10 protein-coding genes and 3 pseudogenes are annotated in these 13,906 nt (G+C 65.1%); 12 read left to right on the top strand and 1 reads right to left on the bottom strand.

What is annotated here, in order from left to right; all coding sequences use genetic code 11:
* Window positions 1-2: 2 nt before the first annotated feature.
* The 10 genes from IG197_RS35470 to IG197_RS35420 are packed head-to-tail and all read left to right on the top strand — an operon-like array spanning window position 3 to window position 10,486.
* Window positions 3-314, top strand: coding sequence for a conjugal transfer protein TrbD (locus IG197_RS35470; RefSeq protein ID WP_001207961.1), 312 nt, complete (start codon window positions 3-5; stop codon window positions 312-314).
* Window positions 311-2,869: a VirB4 family type IV secretion/conjugal transfer ATPase gene (locus IG197_RS35465; protein ID WP_011114047.1), complete on the top strand. Its 2,559-nt coding sequence runs from the start codon at window positions 311-313 to the stop codon at window positions 2,867-2,869. Before IG197_RS35470 ends, IG197_RS35465 begins: the two co-directional genes overlap by 4 nt.
* Window positions 2,866-3,648 (top strand): conjugal transfer protein TrbF, encoded by a 783-nt coding sequence (locus tag IG197_RS35460; RefSeq protein ID WP_011114048.1) that lies wholly within the window; start codon window positions 2,866-2,868, stop codon window positions 3,646-3,648. The genes IG197_RS35465 and IG197_RS35460 overlap by 4 nt, the downstream gene beginning before the upstream one ends.
* Window positions 3,649-3,665: 17 nt before the next feature.
* Window positions 3,666-4,565, top strand: coding sequence for a P-type conjugative transfer protein TrbG (gene trbG / locus IG197_RS35455; RefSeq protein WP_006122480.1), 900 nt, complete (start codon window positions 3,666-3,668; stop codon window positions 4,563-4,565).
* A gap of 2 nt (window positions 4,566-4,567) precedes the next feature.
* Window positions 4,568-5,056 carry a conjugal transfer protein TrbH gene (locus IG197_RS35450; RefSeq protein WP_006122479.1) on the top strand — a complete coding sequence of 163 codons (489 nt, stop codon included), beginning with the start codon at window positions 4,568-4,570 and terminating at the stop codon, window positions 5,054-5,056.
* A 4-nt stretch (window positions 5,057-5,060) separates the two neighbouring features.
* Entirely contained in the window at window positions 5,061-6,482 is a 1,422-nt protein-coding gene (locus tag IG197_RS35445) for a TrbI/VirB10 family protein (RefSeq protein WP_011114050.1), read from the top strand.
* Between the two features lie 20 nt (window positions 6,483-6,502).
* Entirely contained in the window at window positions 6,503-7,267 is a 765-nt protein-coding gene (gene trbJ, locus IG197_RS35440) for a P-type conjugative transfer protein TrbJ (protein WP_010890135.1), read from the top strand.
* A gap of 9 nt (window positions 7,268-7,276) precedes the next feature.
* A complete protein-coding gene (trbL, locus tag IG197_RS35430) occupies window positions 7,277-9,232 on the top strand; it encodes a P-type conjugative transfer protein TrbL (protein ID WP_246765562.1) in 1,956 nt (651 codons plus the stop codon).
* Between the two features lie 17 nt (window positions 9,233-9,249).
* Window positions 9,250-9,837: a TrbM/KikA/MpfK family conjugal transfer protein gene (locus IG197_RS35425; protein ID WP_010890138.1), complete on the top strand. Its 588-nt coding sequence runs from the start codon at window positions 9,250-9,252 to the stop codon at window positions 9,835-9,837.
* Between the two features lie 13 nt (window positions 9,838-9,850).
* Complete coding sequence (locus IG197_RS35420) at window positions 9,851-10,486, top strand: transglycosylase SLT domain-containing protein (RefSeq protein ID WP_011114052.1); 636 nt, start codon at window positions 9,851-9,853, stop codon at window positions 10,484-10,486.
* 42 nt (window positions 10,487-10,528) lie between these two features.
* Here the strand turns inward: IG197_RS35420 and IG197_RS35415 are convergent.
* A pseudogene (locus tag IG197_RS35415) lies at window positions 10,529-10,858 on the bottom strand (DUF4158 domain-containing protein); the annotation flags it as partial.
* A gap of 136 nt (window positions 10,859-10,994) precedes the next feature.
* Between IG197_RS35415 and IG197_RS35410 the strand changes: the two are divergent.
* Both IG197_RS35410 and IG197_RS35405 read left to right on the top strand, forming a co-directional pair.
* Window positions 10,995-12,209, top strand: a pseudogene (locus IG197_RS35410) (NAD(P)/FAD-dependent oxidoreductase); the annotation flags it as partial.
* 108 nt (window positions 12,210-12,317) lie between these two features.
* Window positions 12,318-13,864, top strand: a pseudogene (locus IG197_RS35405) (IS91-like element ISPps1 family transposase).
* The last annotated feature ends 42 nt before the right edge of the window (window positions 13,865-13,906 follow it).

The following is a 13,906-nucleotide window of genomic DNA, read 5'->3' as shown; positions in this document are numbered from 1 at the left end:
TCATGGCTCTGCGCGCGATCCCCATCCGTAGGGCCGGCAACCGAGAAAACCTGTTCATGGGCGGGGATCGTGAGCTGGTGATGTTCTCGGGCCTGCTGGCCGGCGCGCTGATTTTCAGCGCCCAAGAAGTGAGGGCAACGGTGTTCGGCATCGCCTTGTGGTTCGGCGCGCTCTTCGCGCTGCGCCTCATGGCGAAGGCCGATCCGAAGCTGCGACACGTGTACCTGCGGCACCGCCGGTACAAGCCGTACTACCCGGCTCGCAGCACGCCCTTCCGTGACAACACGCCGAGTCAAGGGAAGCAATACAAATGATCGAAGCAATCGCAATTGCCATTGCTGTGCTCGGTGCGGTTCTGTTGCTCATCCTCTTTGCCCGCATCCGGGCTGTCGATGCCGAGCTGAAGCTCAAGAAGCATCGCGCCAAGGATGCCGGCCTGGCCGATCTGCTCAATTACGCCGCCGTGGTCGATGACGGCGTGATCGTGGGCAAGAACGGCTCCTTTATGGCCGCCTGGCTGTACAAGGGTGATGACAACGCCAGCAGCACCGAGGAACAGCGGGAAATGGTGTCGTTCCGCATCAACCAGGCCCTGGCGGGCCTGGGGAACGGCTGGATGGTGCATGTCGATGCTGTGCGTCGGCCTGCGCCGAACTACTCGGAGCGGGGCGTGTCATCGTTCCCCGACTCCGTTTCCTTCGCCATTGACGAGGAACGCCGGCGCTTGTTCGAGGGCCTGGGCGCGATGTTCGAGGGCTACTTTGTCCTGACCGTCACGTGGTTCCCGCCAGTGCTGGCCCAGCGCAAGTTTGTCGAACTCATGTTCGATGACGATGCGGTGGCTCCCGACCATACGGCGCGCACTACGGGCCTGATTGCGCAGTTCAAGCGCGAGATCACCAGCCTGGAATCGCGCCTGTCCTCGGCGGTCAAGATGACGCGCCTGCGCGGCCAAAAAGTCGTGTCGGAAGAGGGCAGGGAAGTCACGCACGATGACTTCCTGAGCTGGTTGCAGTTCTGCGTGACGGGCCTCCATCACCCGGTCATGCTGCCCAGCAATCCGATGTACCTCGATGCGGTAATCGGCGGGCAAGAGCTGTGGGGCGGCGTCGTGCCCAAGATCGGGCGCAAGTTCATCCAGGTGGTCGCCATCGAAGGCTTCCCCTTGGAGTCAACGCCTGGGGTGCTCTCGGCCCTGGCCGAGCTGCCCAGCGAATACCGCTGGTCGAGCCGCTTCATCTTCATGGATCAGCACGAGTCCTTGAAGCACCTGGACAAGTTCCGCAAGAAGTGGAAGCAGAAGATTCGCGGCTTCTTCGATCAGGTGTTCAACACGAATACCGGCTCGATCAACCAGGACGCGGCCGCGATGGTCGGCGACGCCGAGGCGGCCATCGCCGAGGTCAACAGCGGCTTGGTGGCGGCCGGCTACTACACCAGCGTAGTCGTGCTGATGGACGAGGATCGGGAGCGCCTGGCGGCCTCCGCGCTCCTGGTCGAGAAGGCCGTCAACCGCCTGGCCTTCGCGGCCCGTATCGAGACGATCAACACGCTCGATGCGTACCTGGGCAGCTTGCCCGGCCACGGCGTCGAGAACGTGCGCCGGCCGCTCATCAACACGATGAACCTGGCCGACCTGCTGCCGACAAGCTCGATCTGGACGGGCAGCGCCACGGCTCCGTGCCCGATGTACCCGCCGCTGTCGCCGGCGCTCATGCACTGCGTGACGGTGGGCGCTACGCCGTTCCGCCTGAACCTGCACGTGCGCGACCTGGGCCACACCTTCATGTTCGGCCCGACCGGCGCAGGCAAATCGACGCACCTGGGCATCATCGCCGCGCAGCTCCGTCGCTACGCCGGCATGTCGATCTACGCCTTCGACAAGGGCATGTCGATGTACCCACTCGCGGCCGGCATCCGCGCGGCCACGAAGGGCAAGAGCGGCCTGCATTTCACGGTGGCCGCCGACGATGACCGCCTGGCGTTCTGCCCGCTCCAGTTCCTCGAAACGAAGGGGGATAGGGCCTGGGCGATGGAGTGGATCGACACCATCCTGGCGTTGAACGGCGTCAACACCACGCCGGCGCAGCGCAACGAGATCGGCAACGCGATCATGAGCATGCACGCCAGCGGCGCGCGCACGCTCTCCGAGTTCTCGGTGACGATTCAGGACGAGGCGATCCGCGAGGCCATCAAGCAGTACACGGTGGACGGCTCGATGGGCCACCTGCTCGACGCCGAAGAGGACGGCCTGTCGCTGTCCGACTTCACGGTGTTCGAGATCGAAGAGCTGATGAACCTGGGCGAGAAGTTCGCGCTGCCGGTGCTGCTCTACCTGTTCCGCCGCATCGAGCGCGCACTGAAAGGCCAGCCCTCCGTCATCATCCTGGACGAAGCCTGGTTGATGCTGGGCCACCCCGCGTTCCGCGCCAAGATCAGGGAATGGCTCAAGGTGCTGCGCAAGGCCAACTGCCTTGTGCTGATGGCGACGCAAAGCCTCTCCGACGCGGCCAACTCGGGCATCTTGGACGTGATCGTGGAATCGACCGCGACCAAGATTTTCCTGCCTAACGTCTACGCCAGGGATGAGGACACATCGGCGCTCTATCGCCGTATGGGCCTCAACGCGCGTCAGATCGAAATCCTGGCGACTGCCATTCCGAAGCGTCAGTACTACTACGTCTCGGAGAACGGCCGCCGTCTCTATGACCTTGCCCTGGGGCCGATGGCCCTGGCCTTCGTCGGTGCGTCCGACAAGGAATCGGTCGCCACCATCAAGAGCCTCGAAGCCAAGTTCGGCCACGAATGGGTGCATGAGTGGCTGGCCGGCCGTGGGCTGAATCTCAACGACTACCTGGAGGCCGCATGAGCATCGCCGACACCCTCAAGGGCTTGATCTTCAAGAAGCCCGCCAACTCCGCCGAGCCGCGCGATCCGCGCCGCTCGAAGGAACCGCTCGCCGGCGGCCGCCGTGCGGGCGAGGCCGAGAACCCCTACCTGGCCGCGCGCCGCACCTGGAACGATCACGTGGGCAGCGTCGTCTCGCAGCGCCAAACCTGGCAGGTGATAGGCATCCTGTCGCTGTTGATCGCGCTGGCCGGCGTGGGTGGCGTGATCCACATCGGCAGCCAGTCGAAGTTCATCCCCTACGTGGTCGAGGTGGACAAGCTGGGCCAGACGGTGGCCGCCGGCCCGGTGCAGGCCGCAGGGAAGGCCGATCCGCGTGTCATCCACGCCGCCGTTGCGGACTGGATGAGCTGCGCGCGCATGGTGTCGCCTGACGTGGCCTTGCAGCGCAAGTGCGTGTTCAAGGCGTACTCGATGCTCGCCCCCAACGATCCGGCGACGCCAAAGATGAACGAGTGGTTGAACGGCACGCCCGATTCCAGCCCGTTCAAGCGCGCCGAGAAGGAAATGGTCAGCGTCGAGATCAAGACCGTCATCCCGCAAACGCCCGACACCTGGCAAGTCGAGTGGGTGGAAACCACGCGCGACCGCCAAGGCACGCTGAAAGGTCAGCCCGTCACCTGGCGCGCGCTCGTGACTACCTACATCGCCGAGGTCACGCCCAACACCACCGATGAGCAACTGCGGAACAACCCGTTGAGCATCTACGTGCGTGATTACTCCTGGTCCCGCATCCAATGAATTCGAGGTCATCCACCATGAAGAAAACCCTCTCCGCTTTGATCGTGGGCGCTGCTGTGGCGGTGCCCTCCCTGGCTCTGGCCGCCCCTGGCGACGACATTGCCGACAAGTATTTCAACAAGACCAACCCGACGCTGACCGCTCAAGAGCGCGCGGCGCTCGCCATCGCCAAACGGTGGGAAGCGGGGTCGGCGACCGGCATCAAGCCGGTGGCCGGCTCGGGCGGTGCCATCAAGTTCGTGTACGGCGCGCAGCAGCCGAGCATCGTTTGCGCGGTGCTCCAGGTGTGCGACGTGGCCTTGCAGCCCGGCGAACAAGTGAACTCGATCAACCTGGGCGACACGGCCAGGTGGACGGTGGAACCGGCCATCACCGGCAGCGGCGCGACCGAGGTTCAGCACCTCATCATCAAGCCGATGGACGTGGGCCTCGAAACCAGCCTGGTTGTGACCACGAACCGCCGCAGCTACCACTTCCGCCTGCGCTCGCATCGCACCGAGTACATGCCGCAAGTCTCGTTCACGTACCCCGAGGAAGCGCAAGCCAAGTGGGACGCGATCCAGCGCCGCGAGAAGCAGGAACGCACCGACAACACCCTGCCGGCGACGGGCGAGTACCTGGGCGATCTCTCGTTCGACTATGAGCTGTCCGGGTCGGCGAGCTGGAAGCCTGTGCGCGTCTACAACGATGGCCGCAAGACCATCATCGAAATGCCCGGCACGATGCAGCAGACCGAAGCGCCGACGCTCCTGGTCGTGCGCAAAGAGGGCGGCTTGTTCACCGACGACGAAACGGTGCTGGTCAATTACCGCGTGCAGGGCAATCGCTACATCGTGGACACGGTGTTTGACCGCGCGATCCTGATTGCCGGTGTTGGCAGTAGCCAAGACCGCGTGACCATCAGCCGGAGGAAGTGACCATGCGCAAGATCGTCTCTCTCGCGCTGCTCGCCCTCGCCCTGGGCCTCGGCGGCTGCGCAACCACCAGCCAGTACGGCAACTTCGTCCAGTCGGCCGCGCTCGATCAGCAGAAGCTCGCCACCGACGCGGTGCAGCAGCTCGCCACGCTGTACGCGCCGGCGCGCACGCGCCTGGAGCTGCAACAGCCGACGCCCGATCCGTTCGGCCAGGCGCTCGTCAAGTCGCTGCGCGACAAGGGCTATGCCCTCCTGGAGTACGCCCCGGCCGGCGCTTCCACGCAGGCCCCGGCCTCGGCGGCATCGCAGGCGAGCGCACCGGCCACCACGGCCGCGTCGGGCGGCCTGCCGTTGCGCTACGTGCTCGACCAGGCTGGCGACTCGAACCTGTACCGCCTGACCTTGATGGTCGGCAATCAATCCATCACCCGCCCTTACCTGGCGCAAAACGGCACGTTCGCGCCGGCCGGGTACTGGGTGCGCAAGGAGTGACGCCATGACAGAAAACGCCGATCAGATGGCACCTGACGCTTCGCCTGGCGAAGTGTCCAAGAAGGCGGGCGTCCGTCGCGTCAACAACATGCCCATGTACATCCTCGGCGGCGTCCTGCTGTCGTTCGTGCTGGTCATGGCCCTGGTCGCGGCGGATCGCGCGGCCAAGCAGAACGCGCCGGCGGACGGCCCCAAGGAGAAGGCCGGCAACACGTCGATGTTCGCCAAGGAGATCGCAGGCGACAAGACCGGCGGCTTGATCGAGCCGGCAAGCCCGCTCAAGGTGCCCGACATGCCGACCGGCCCGGCGTCGGCTCCGCTGGAGATCGCGCGGCCGTCCAACCCGGACGCGCCGCCGGCCCCGCCGGCCAACCCCGGCAACCCGGGCCAGCCGGTGAACGACGACGAGGCCCAGCGCATCCGCATGGCGAAGATGCAGATGTTCGGCGAAGCCGTGAAGGCCAAGACCACCGTGCGCGTGGATGCCCCGCGTAGCAACGGCTCCGCGCCGGGTGGCCCGAGCACCTACACCGGCACGCCGCAGACGCGCGATGAAATGCTGAACCGCATCGCAGCGGTGCAGCAGCAAATCGACGCGCAGCGCAGCAACGATCCGACCGCCGCCTATCAAGCACGCCTGGCGCAGATTCGCGGCATGGGCGTCGGTGGTGGCGGCGCGGCTCCGGCCGCCGGCGGCATGGGCGCGGGCGGTGCGCCGCAGCTCCTGCAAACCTCGACCAGCGGCGGCGGGCGCAACAGCATGGCGCAGTTCGGCCAAGGTGGGCAGGGCGACCGCTGGAAGCTGGATTCGCAGCCGGAAGCGCCGCGCACACCGTTCGAGCTGCGCGCGGGCTTCGTCGTGCCGGCCACGCTCATTTCGGGCATCAACTCCGATCTGCCGGGCCAAATCATGGCCCAGGTCGCGCAGGACGTGTACGACACACCGACCGGCAAGCACCTGTTGATCCCGCAGGGATCGCGCCTCGTCGGCTCGTATTCGAGCGACGTGGCCTACGGTCAAGCGCGCGTGCTGGTTGCGTGGCAACGCATCGTGTTCCCCGATGGCAAGGCGATGGACATTGGCGCGATGCCAGGCGCGGACAGCGCGGGATACGCGGGCTTCCACGACCAGGTGAACAACCACTATGTGCGCCTGTTCGGCTCGGCCTTCCTCATGTCCGGCGTGACAGCAGGCATCACCTACAGCCAACGCCAGAACCAGGCCACAAACACCTATGGCGCACCGAGCGCCAGCAGTGCCCTAAGCGAAGCCCTCGGCCAGCAGCTCGGCCAGGTTACGGCGCAACTCATCGCCAAGAACCTGAGCATTTCGCCGACGCTGGAAATTCGGCCGGGGTATCGCTTCAACGTCGTGGTCACGAAGGACATGACGTTTTCCAAGCCGTACCGTTCCTTCGATTACTAACGCCATAGGAGAAAAGCACCATGAAGCCGAAGTTTTTAGCCGCTAAATTGGCCCTCGTCATTGCTGTTTCGAGCACGCTGGCGGTCACACCTGTGCAGGCTGGCATCCCCGTCATCGACGGCACCAACCTGTCGCAGAACATCATGACGGCCATCGAATCGGTGGCCCAGACGCTCAAGCAAATTGAGCAGTACAGCACCCAGCTCCAGCAGTATCAAAACCAACTCCAGAACACGATGGCCCCGGCCGCGTATATCTGGGATCAGGCGCAATCGACCATCAACGGGTTGATGAACGCGGTCAACACGCTGGATTACTACAAGACCCAACTCGGCAGCCTGGACAGCTACATCGGCAAGTTCCAGGACGTGAACTACTACAAGAACTCGCCGTGCTTTACGGCGGCAGGGTGCTCCGACGCGGAACGCGCAGCACTTCGGAATGTGGCCCAGCTCGCGAGCGAGTCGCAGAAGAAGGCCAACGATGCCTTGTTCAAGGGCCTCGATAGGCAGCAAACGAATCTCACGGCCGATGCAGCGACGTTGCAGCGTCTTCAATCGGCAGCGCAGGGCGCGCAGGGCCAAATGCAGGCCATCGGCTACGCCAACCAGCTCGCCAGCCAGCAGGCCAACCAGCTCTTGCAGATTCGTGGCCTGCTGATCGCGCAGCAGAACGCGATGGCAACCAAGATGCAGGCCGACGCCGACAAGGAAGCCCAGCAGGCGGCAGCGGCCGCACAACTGCGCCAGGGCAGCTACCGGGCCAGCCCGGCGCGCACCTGGTAAGGGGGATTCATGAAAGCAATCAAGGCTCTGTCCTTGGCCTCGGCCGCCCTCGTGGCGGCCTTGGTCGCCGGCTGCGACAACAAGCCGGCCACGGCCCCCATGCCGGAAGTGAACGACGAGAACTGCAAGCCCGAGAACATCGCCAAGATCGAGGACAAGGGCGTCCAGCAGGCTTTTCGTCGCTGTGCTTGCGTCGTGGTGGGGATTTCAAGCCCAGCCCGAAACGCGAATGGTGAGGTGCTGACGATGAGAATGCCAGCCAATCTAAAAACCCTCGCCCTGCCGCTGTTCGTCTGGCTGGCGTTCTTCGCGGTCGATGCCCACGCGGCCATCGACAACGCCGGCGTGTTCGATAGCGTGCTGGATCGCTACCAGGCCGCCGCGAGCGGCTGGGCCGGTGTCATCACCACGGCCGCAACCTGGCTCTTCTGGACGCTGGTTGTGATCTCGATGGTCTGGACGTTCGGCATGATGGCCTTGCGCAAGGCCGACATTGGCGAGTTCTTCGCGGAGTTCGTCCGCTTCACGATCTTTACCGGCTTCTTCTGGTGGGCGCTAACCAACGGCCCTAACTTCGCCTCGTCCATCTATGCGTCGTTGCGGCAGCTCGCCGGCAACGCGACGGGCCTGGGCAATGCTCTGTCGCCCTCGGGCATCGTGGACGTGGGCTTTGCGATCTTCGACAAGGTGATGGATCAGTCCTCGGTGTGGTCGCCGGTGGACAGCATGGCCGGCATCCTCATGGCCGTGGCGATCCTGGTCATCCTGGCCCTGGTCGGTGTGAATATGCTTCTGCTGCTCGCGTCGGGCTGGGTGCTCGCCTACGGCGGCGTGTTCTTCCTCGGCTTCGGTGGTTCGCGCTGGACTTCCGACATGGCGATCAACTACTACAAGGTCGTCCTGGGCGTGGCCGCGCAGCTCTTCGCAATGGTGCTCCTGGTGGGCATCGGCAAGACCTTCCTCGATGACTACTACTCGCGCATGAGCGCCGGCATCAGCCTCAAGGAAATGGGCGTGATGCTGATCGTCGTCATCATCCTCTTGGCGTTGGTCAACAAGATTCCGCCGCTCATCGCCGGGATCATCACCGGCGCGAGCGTGGGCGGTGCCGGCATCGGCCAGTTCGGTGCAGGTGCTGCGTTGGGTGCCGCAGGCATGGCAGCAGCAGCGGCCGCGACCGGCGGCGCCGCTCTGGCCGCCGGCGCAGCCTCGGCCGCCGGTGGTGCCTCTGCCGTCATGGCCGCCTTCTCGAAGGCCAATGAGAACGTGTCGGCAGGCACGGACGTTATGTCGGCCTTCTCGGGCGGCGGCAGCTCGGGCGGCGGTGCGGGCGGCGGCGGCGACGCCGGCACCGGCAGCACGCCCTTCGCTCAGGCTGCGGGCTTTAGCGGCAGCTCCGGCGGTGGCTCTTCGTCGGGTGGCGGCAGCCCCTCGACCGGCAGCAGCTCGGGCAGCTCGAAGGGCGGCGATAAGGGCGGCGGCAAAGCCGACGCCGGCGGCCAGGGCAGCAGCTCGACGGCCAGCACCGGCAGCAGTGCCGACAAGGCCGCCAAGAACGAACCCAAGCCCGCCGGCGGGGCAGGGCAAGGGCAGCAGGCCGCACCGGGCAGCACCGGCCCCGGCTTGCTCGCATCGGCCGCATCGGCCCTCGGCACGGCCGGCCGCATCGCCGCCGACGCCGGCGCGAACTTGGCGAAGGGAACCGCCGATGTTGCCAAGGCCAAAGCCGCGAGCCTGCGCGAAGCCGCAGCCGAGCGGATCGCCGACACCACTGGCGGAAAGATCGCCGCCGCGATCAAGGCGCAAGGAAGCGGCACGGCCGAGAACATCGACGTGCCCGACCAGCAGCCCGCGCCGAGCTTCGGCGACAACAGCCTGGCAGGCGGCCCTGCCGATGCCGATCCCGAGTCCGAAGTAGCTGCGTTCGCCAACCGCGAGCAAGGCCGCGACGGCACAACTGCGTAACCAAGGAGAGTCCAACCATGAAGAAGAAACTGTTTGCCCTGGCCGCCCTCGTGGCAGCCCTCGGATCGACCGCCGGCACGGCCAGCGCGCAAGACGTGCTGACCGGCGACACGCGCCTGGCCTGCGAGGCGATCCTGTGCCTGTCGTCGGGCACGCGCCCGAGCGAATGCACGCCGTCGCTGTCGCGGTACTTCAACATCACGAAGCGCAAGCTGTCGGACACGATCCGCGCCCGCCTGAACTTCCTCCAGCTTTGCCCGGTGGCGAGCCAGACGCCGGAAATGCAGTCGCTCGTGTCGGCGATCTCGCGCGGCGCTGGCCGGTGCGACGCGCAGTCGCTGAACTCGACGTTGGTGATGTGGACGGGCGGCTACGACGATGGGCGCACGTACATCAGCAACCAGTTGCCTGACTACTGCGGGGCCTACACCGGCCACGCCTACACCGACTTCGCCAGCAGCGGCACGCTGCCGCGCTATGTCGGGACGCCAGAGCGGGGCGGGTATTGGGTCGAAGCGCGCGACTATGACCGCGCCTTGGCCGAGTACAACGAACGCATCCGGCGCGAGGACGAAGAGCGCCGCCGCCAGTCCTGGCTGAACTGAGGGAGGGGAGGGCATGCCGTTCTTCGCCGATCTGCCGCCGCAGCTCCAGGAGCGCGTCGTCTGCTCGATCTCGGCCGCCGTCAAGTACGAGGTGCCGGTCAACATCGTGTTGGCCGTCGCCGAGAAAGAGGGCGGCAAGCCGGGCCAGTGGGTGCGCAACTCGAATGGCACGCATGACGTTGGCCCGATGCAGTTCAACACCGCGTACCTGGGCGACCTGGCCCGATACGGCATCACGGCGAACGATGTGGCGGCTGCCGGCTGCTACTCGTTCGACCTGGCCGCCTGGCGGCTGCGGATGCACATCCGCAACGACAAGGGCGACCTCTGGACGAAGGCGGCGAACTACCACTCGCGCACGCCGCAGTACAACGCGGTGTACCGGGCCGACTTGATGCGCAAGGCGTCGAAGTGGGCCGATTGGCTCGAAGCTCGGTTCGTCACGCTTGACGTGACGAAGGCCGGGGCCACGCCCTCGACGCCCAGCCAGCCCGCGACGGTGGCCCAGCGGGCGACGCCGGCGGCCAGGCCGGCACCAGCACCCCAGCAGGCCGCCCCAGCGGCCGCAGCAGCTCGCAGCGTGTCGGTGGCCGGCTACGTGCCCCGCACGGTGTCTTTCAACACTTCACGCGAGGGGTCGGCCGAGTAGGCCGGCTCTTCCGATTTAGCGGCTAAACATGGACAAATTCCCCGTGCAGGCTACTTGTTGGTGATCGAATAGCGTGCGCCCGCGTTCATACATGGCTCTCAGCGAGGCGACTTCTGGTGCTGCAATGCCAAGCTCGTTGCCAAGGTGGCGCCACAAGGCTACTGGAATTACCCGAAAGGCACCGAGCAAACGCCCACTCATGCGCAGGAAACCAATATGGAGCGCCAGACCAAGCTTGTGGGAATCACCTCGGCGTGCATTGATTGCGTCGCGCTCGGCACCATCGAAGGTGAAAAATGCCTTCATCTCGAAGTCGCTGATATCGCGGGGGAGCCCACGCATCCCCAAAAACGTTGTGTGCCAACCCTGCATCGTGAACCTCAAAAGTGGGAGGCCACCATACCCGTTTACAAAGCGAACAGGAAAGTCAATGAAATCAACGGTCTACCCAGACCACCCCCGCGCCAGTGCTAGCTTTGCGTACCGTCACTTATTGCACTGAAAACGAGGAGACCCCGCCATGGCCAAAATGCGCAAGGTCACCACCGTTCGCGGCTACGGTGCCTTTGTCGGCGCCAACCACCTCGAAGTGGAAGAAACCACCGGCACGGGCCAGGAGAAGACGGGCACCAAGAAGGTCATCGCCTTCAAGCGCGCCATCATCGCCGCTGGCAGCCAGGCCGTGCGCCTGCCGTTCATGCCCAACGACCCGCGCGTGGTCGATTCCACCGGCGCGCTGGCGCTCAGCGGCGTGCCCAAACGCATGCTCATCCTGGGCGGCGGCATCATCGGCCTGGAAATGGGCACGGTGTACAGCACCCTGGGCGCACGCCTGGATGTGGTGGAAATGATGGACGGCCTGATGCAGGGCGCCGACCGCGACCTGGTCAAGATCTGGCAGAAGATGAACGCCAAGCGCTTCGACAACATCATGTTGAAGACGAAAACCGTGGGTGCCGAGGCCACACCTGAAGGCATCAAGGTCACATTCGCGCCAGCGGAAGAGGGCGGCACCACCCCCGAACCCCAGGTGTACGACCTGGTGCTGCAGGCCGTGGGCCGCACGCCCAACGGCAAGAAGATTGCCGCTGAAAAGGCTGGCGTGGCCGTCACGGACCGTGGCTTCATCAACGTCGATATCCAGATGCGCACCAACGTGCCGCACATCTTTGCCATCGGCGACATCGTGGGCCAGCCCATGCTGGCGCACAAGGCGGTGCATGAGGCACACGTGGCGGCAGAAGTGATTGCCGGTGAACTGCAAGGCAACAAAGAGCTGGCAAGCGCCGCCTTCAACGCCCGCGTGATCCCAAGCGTGGCCTACACCGACCCTGAAGTGGCTTGGGTGGGCCTGACGGAAGACCAGGCCAAGGCCCAAGGCATCAAGGTCAAGAAGGGCCTGTTCCCCTGGACGGCCTCGGGCCGCGCCATTGCCAACGGCCGCGACGAAGGCTTCACCAAGCTGCTGTTCGACGACAGCCCCGAAGCAGGATCAGGAGACGGCCATGCTGGCCGGGGCCACGGCAAGATCCTGGGCGGTGGCATGGTCGGCACCCACGCGGGCGACATGATCGGAGAGATCGCGCTGGCTATCGAGATGGGTGCGGACGCAGTGGACATCGGCAAGACCATCCACCCGCATCCGACGCTGGGCGAGAGCATCGGCATGGCGGCGGAAGTGGCGCATGGCAGCTGCACGGATGTGCCGCCTGCGCGCAAGTAAGTCCGCAGCCAAGCTACCCTGACAAGGCCCGAACTGGCGACGGTTCGGGCCTTGTGCTTTGCGTACCCAAACAATCGCCGCAGAATACTGTGCATTTGTACAGCATTCATGTCAGCCACTTCCAAGCCCAAGCTCTACAACCCACGCCACCCCGAACGCACGCTGCTGTACCAAACGGTAGCCGAGCACTACGAGACCTGGCTAGAGTTGGCCAGCGCGGGTCAGTTCGACGGCCAGGGCGACCACCACACCCCCAAGCCCTTCGTGCGCAAAGCGTTTGCCAAGTATCTTGAGTGCGGCATCTTTGCCCATGGCTTTGCCCGCGCTCGCTGCGGCGACTGTGGGCACGACTACTTTGTAGCCTTCTCCTGCAAAGGCCGGGGAGTCTGCCCCTCGTGCACCACCCGGCGCATGGTGGAGACAGCAGCGCACCTGAACGATCACGTATTCCCCCGCCTGCCGGTGCGCCAGTGGGTGCTCTCCGTGCCCAAGAGGTTGCGGTACTTCATGCAACGCGACGGAGCGGTGCTGAGCATGGTGCTGCGCATCTTTCTGCGGGTGATCGCACAAACTCTGCAGACCCACAGCCCCGGTGCGGCCCATATGGACAAGGCAGGCCTGCACATCGGTGCCATCGCCTTCATTCACCGATTCGGCTCCAGCCTCAATGAACACGTCCACTTCCACGTTTGTGTGGTGGACGGGGTGTTTGAGGAAGTGGAGGGCGAGGGCGATGCTGATGCGACCCCTCGAATCTCATCGCCGGGTGTCATCTTCACGCGGCCACCGGCATCGATGCGGCTACCGTGGCCCCAGTGCAGACCACACTGCAAAAACGCATCCTGCGCGCCTTCGTTGCTCGGGGCCTGCTGGAGAACTGTGACGCCAAAGACATGCTGGGCTACAAACACAGCGGCTTCTCGGTGGACGCCGGTGTCTGCATCGAAGCCCACGACCGCGCTGCGCTGGAGCGGCTGCTGCGCTATTGCGCGCGTCCACCGTTTTCCATGGAGCGCCTACGCAAAGAGGGAAGCAAACTGGTGTACCGCTGTGCCAAACAGCGCAGCGAGCCCACCAGTGACAAGCGTGGTGCCAAGGCAGATGAGCTGCACCTCACACCGCTGGAACTGATCGACCGCATCGCCGCGCTGGTGCCACCGCCACGCACCCACCGGCACCGCTACTTTGGTGTGCTGGCACCAAACTCGCCGCTGAGAGCGGCGGTAACGGCGCTGGCCCAGCCTGCTGCGTCGCAACCAGCCACGGTGGAGACTGCACAACCTGGCGCGGGCGTACCTGGGGTGGCGGCGCCGGGCAACGCGGCCACACCCACACCCGAACCTGAAGCACGCCCGAAGCGAGCGGCGCATTACTTGTGGGCGGTGCTGATTGCCCGCATCTACGAGGCATTTCCGCTGCTGTGCCCCATGTGCGGTGGGCAGATGCGCATCATTGCCTTCATCACCCACAGCGCCGAAATCCGCCACATCCTGAACCACATCGGGGTGGAGTCTGCCCCCCCGCACATCACCCCGGCACGCGGGCCACCGCTGTGGGAGGGCTGCGACGCGCCGGTGGATGATGGTGCGCAAGGCGAGCCGGATTGGGATCTGGCAGCTCAACCCGACGAGGTAGACCAGCGCGTCAATTGGTGACCCAGTGAAGCGGCGGTATCCATCGCTGCGGGGAAGCAGCTG

Origin of the sequence: Aminobacter sp. SR38, from assembly GCF_014843375.1 — a bacterium.
GTDB lineage: Bacteria > Pseudomonadota > Alphaproteobacteria > Rhizobiales > Rhizobiaceae > Aminobacter > Aminobacter ciceronei.
This window is presented reverse-complemented; position numbering and strand designations above follow the sequence as displayed.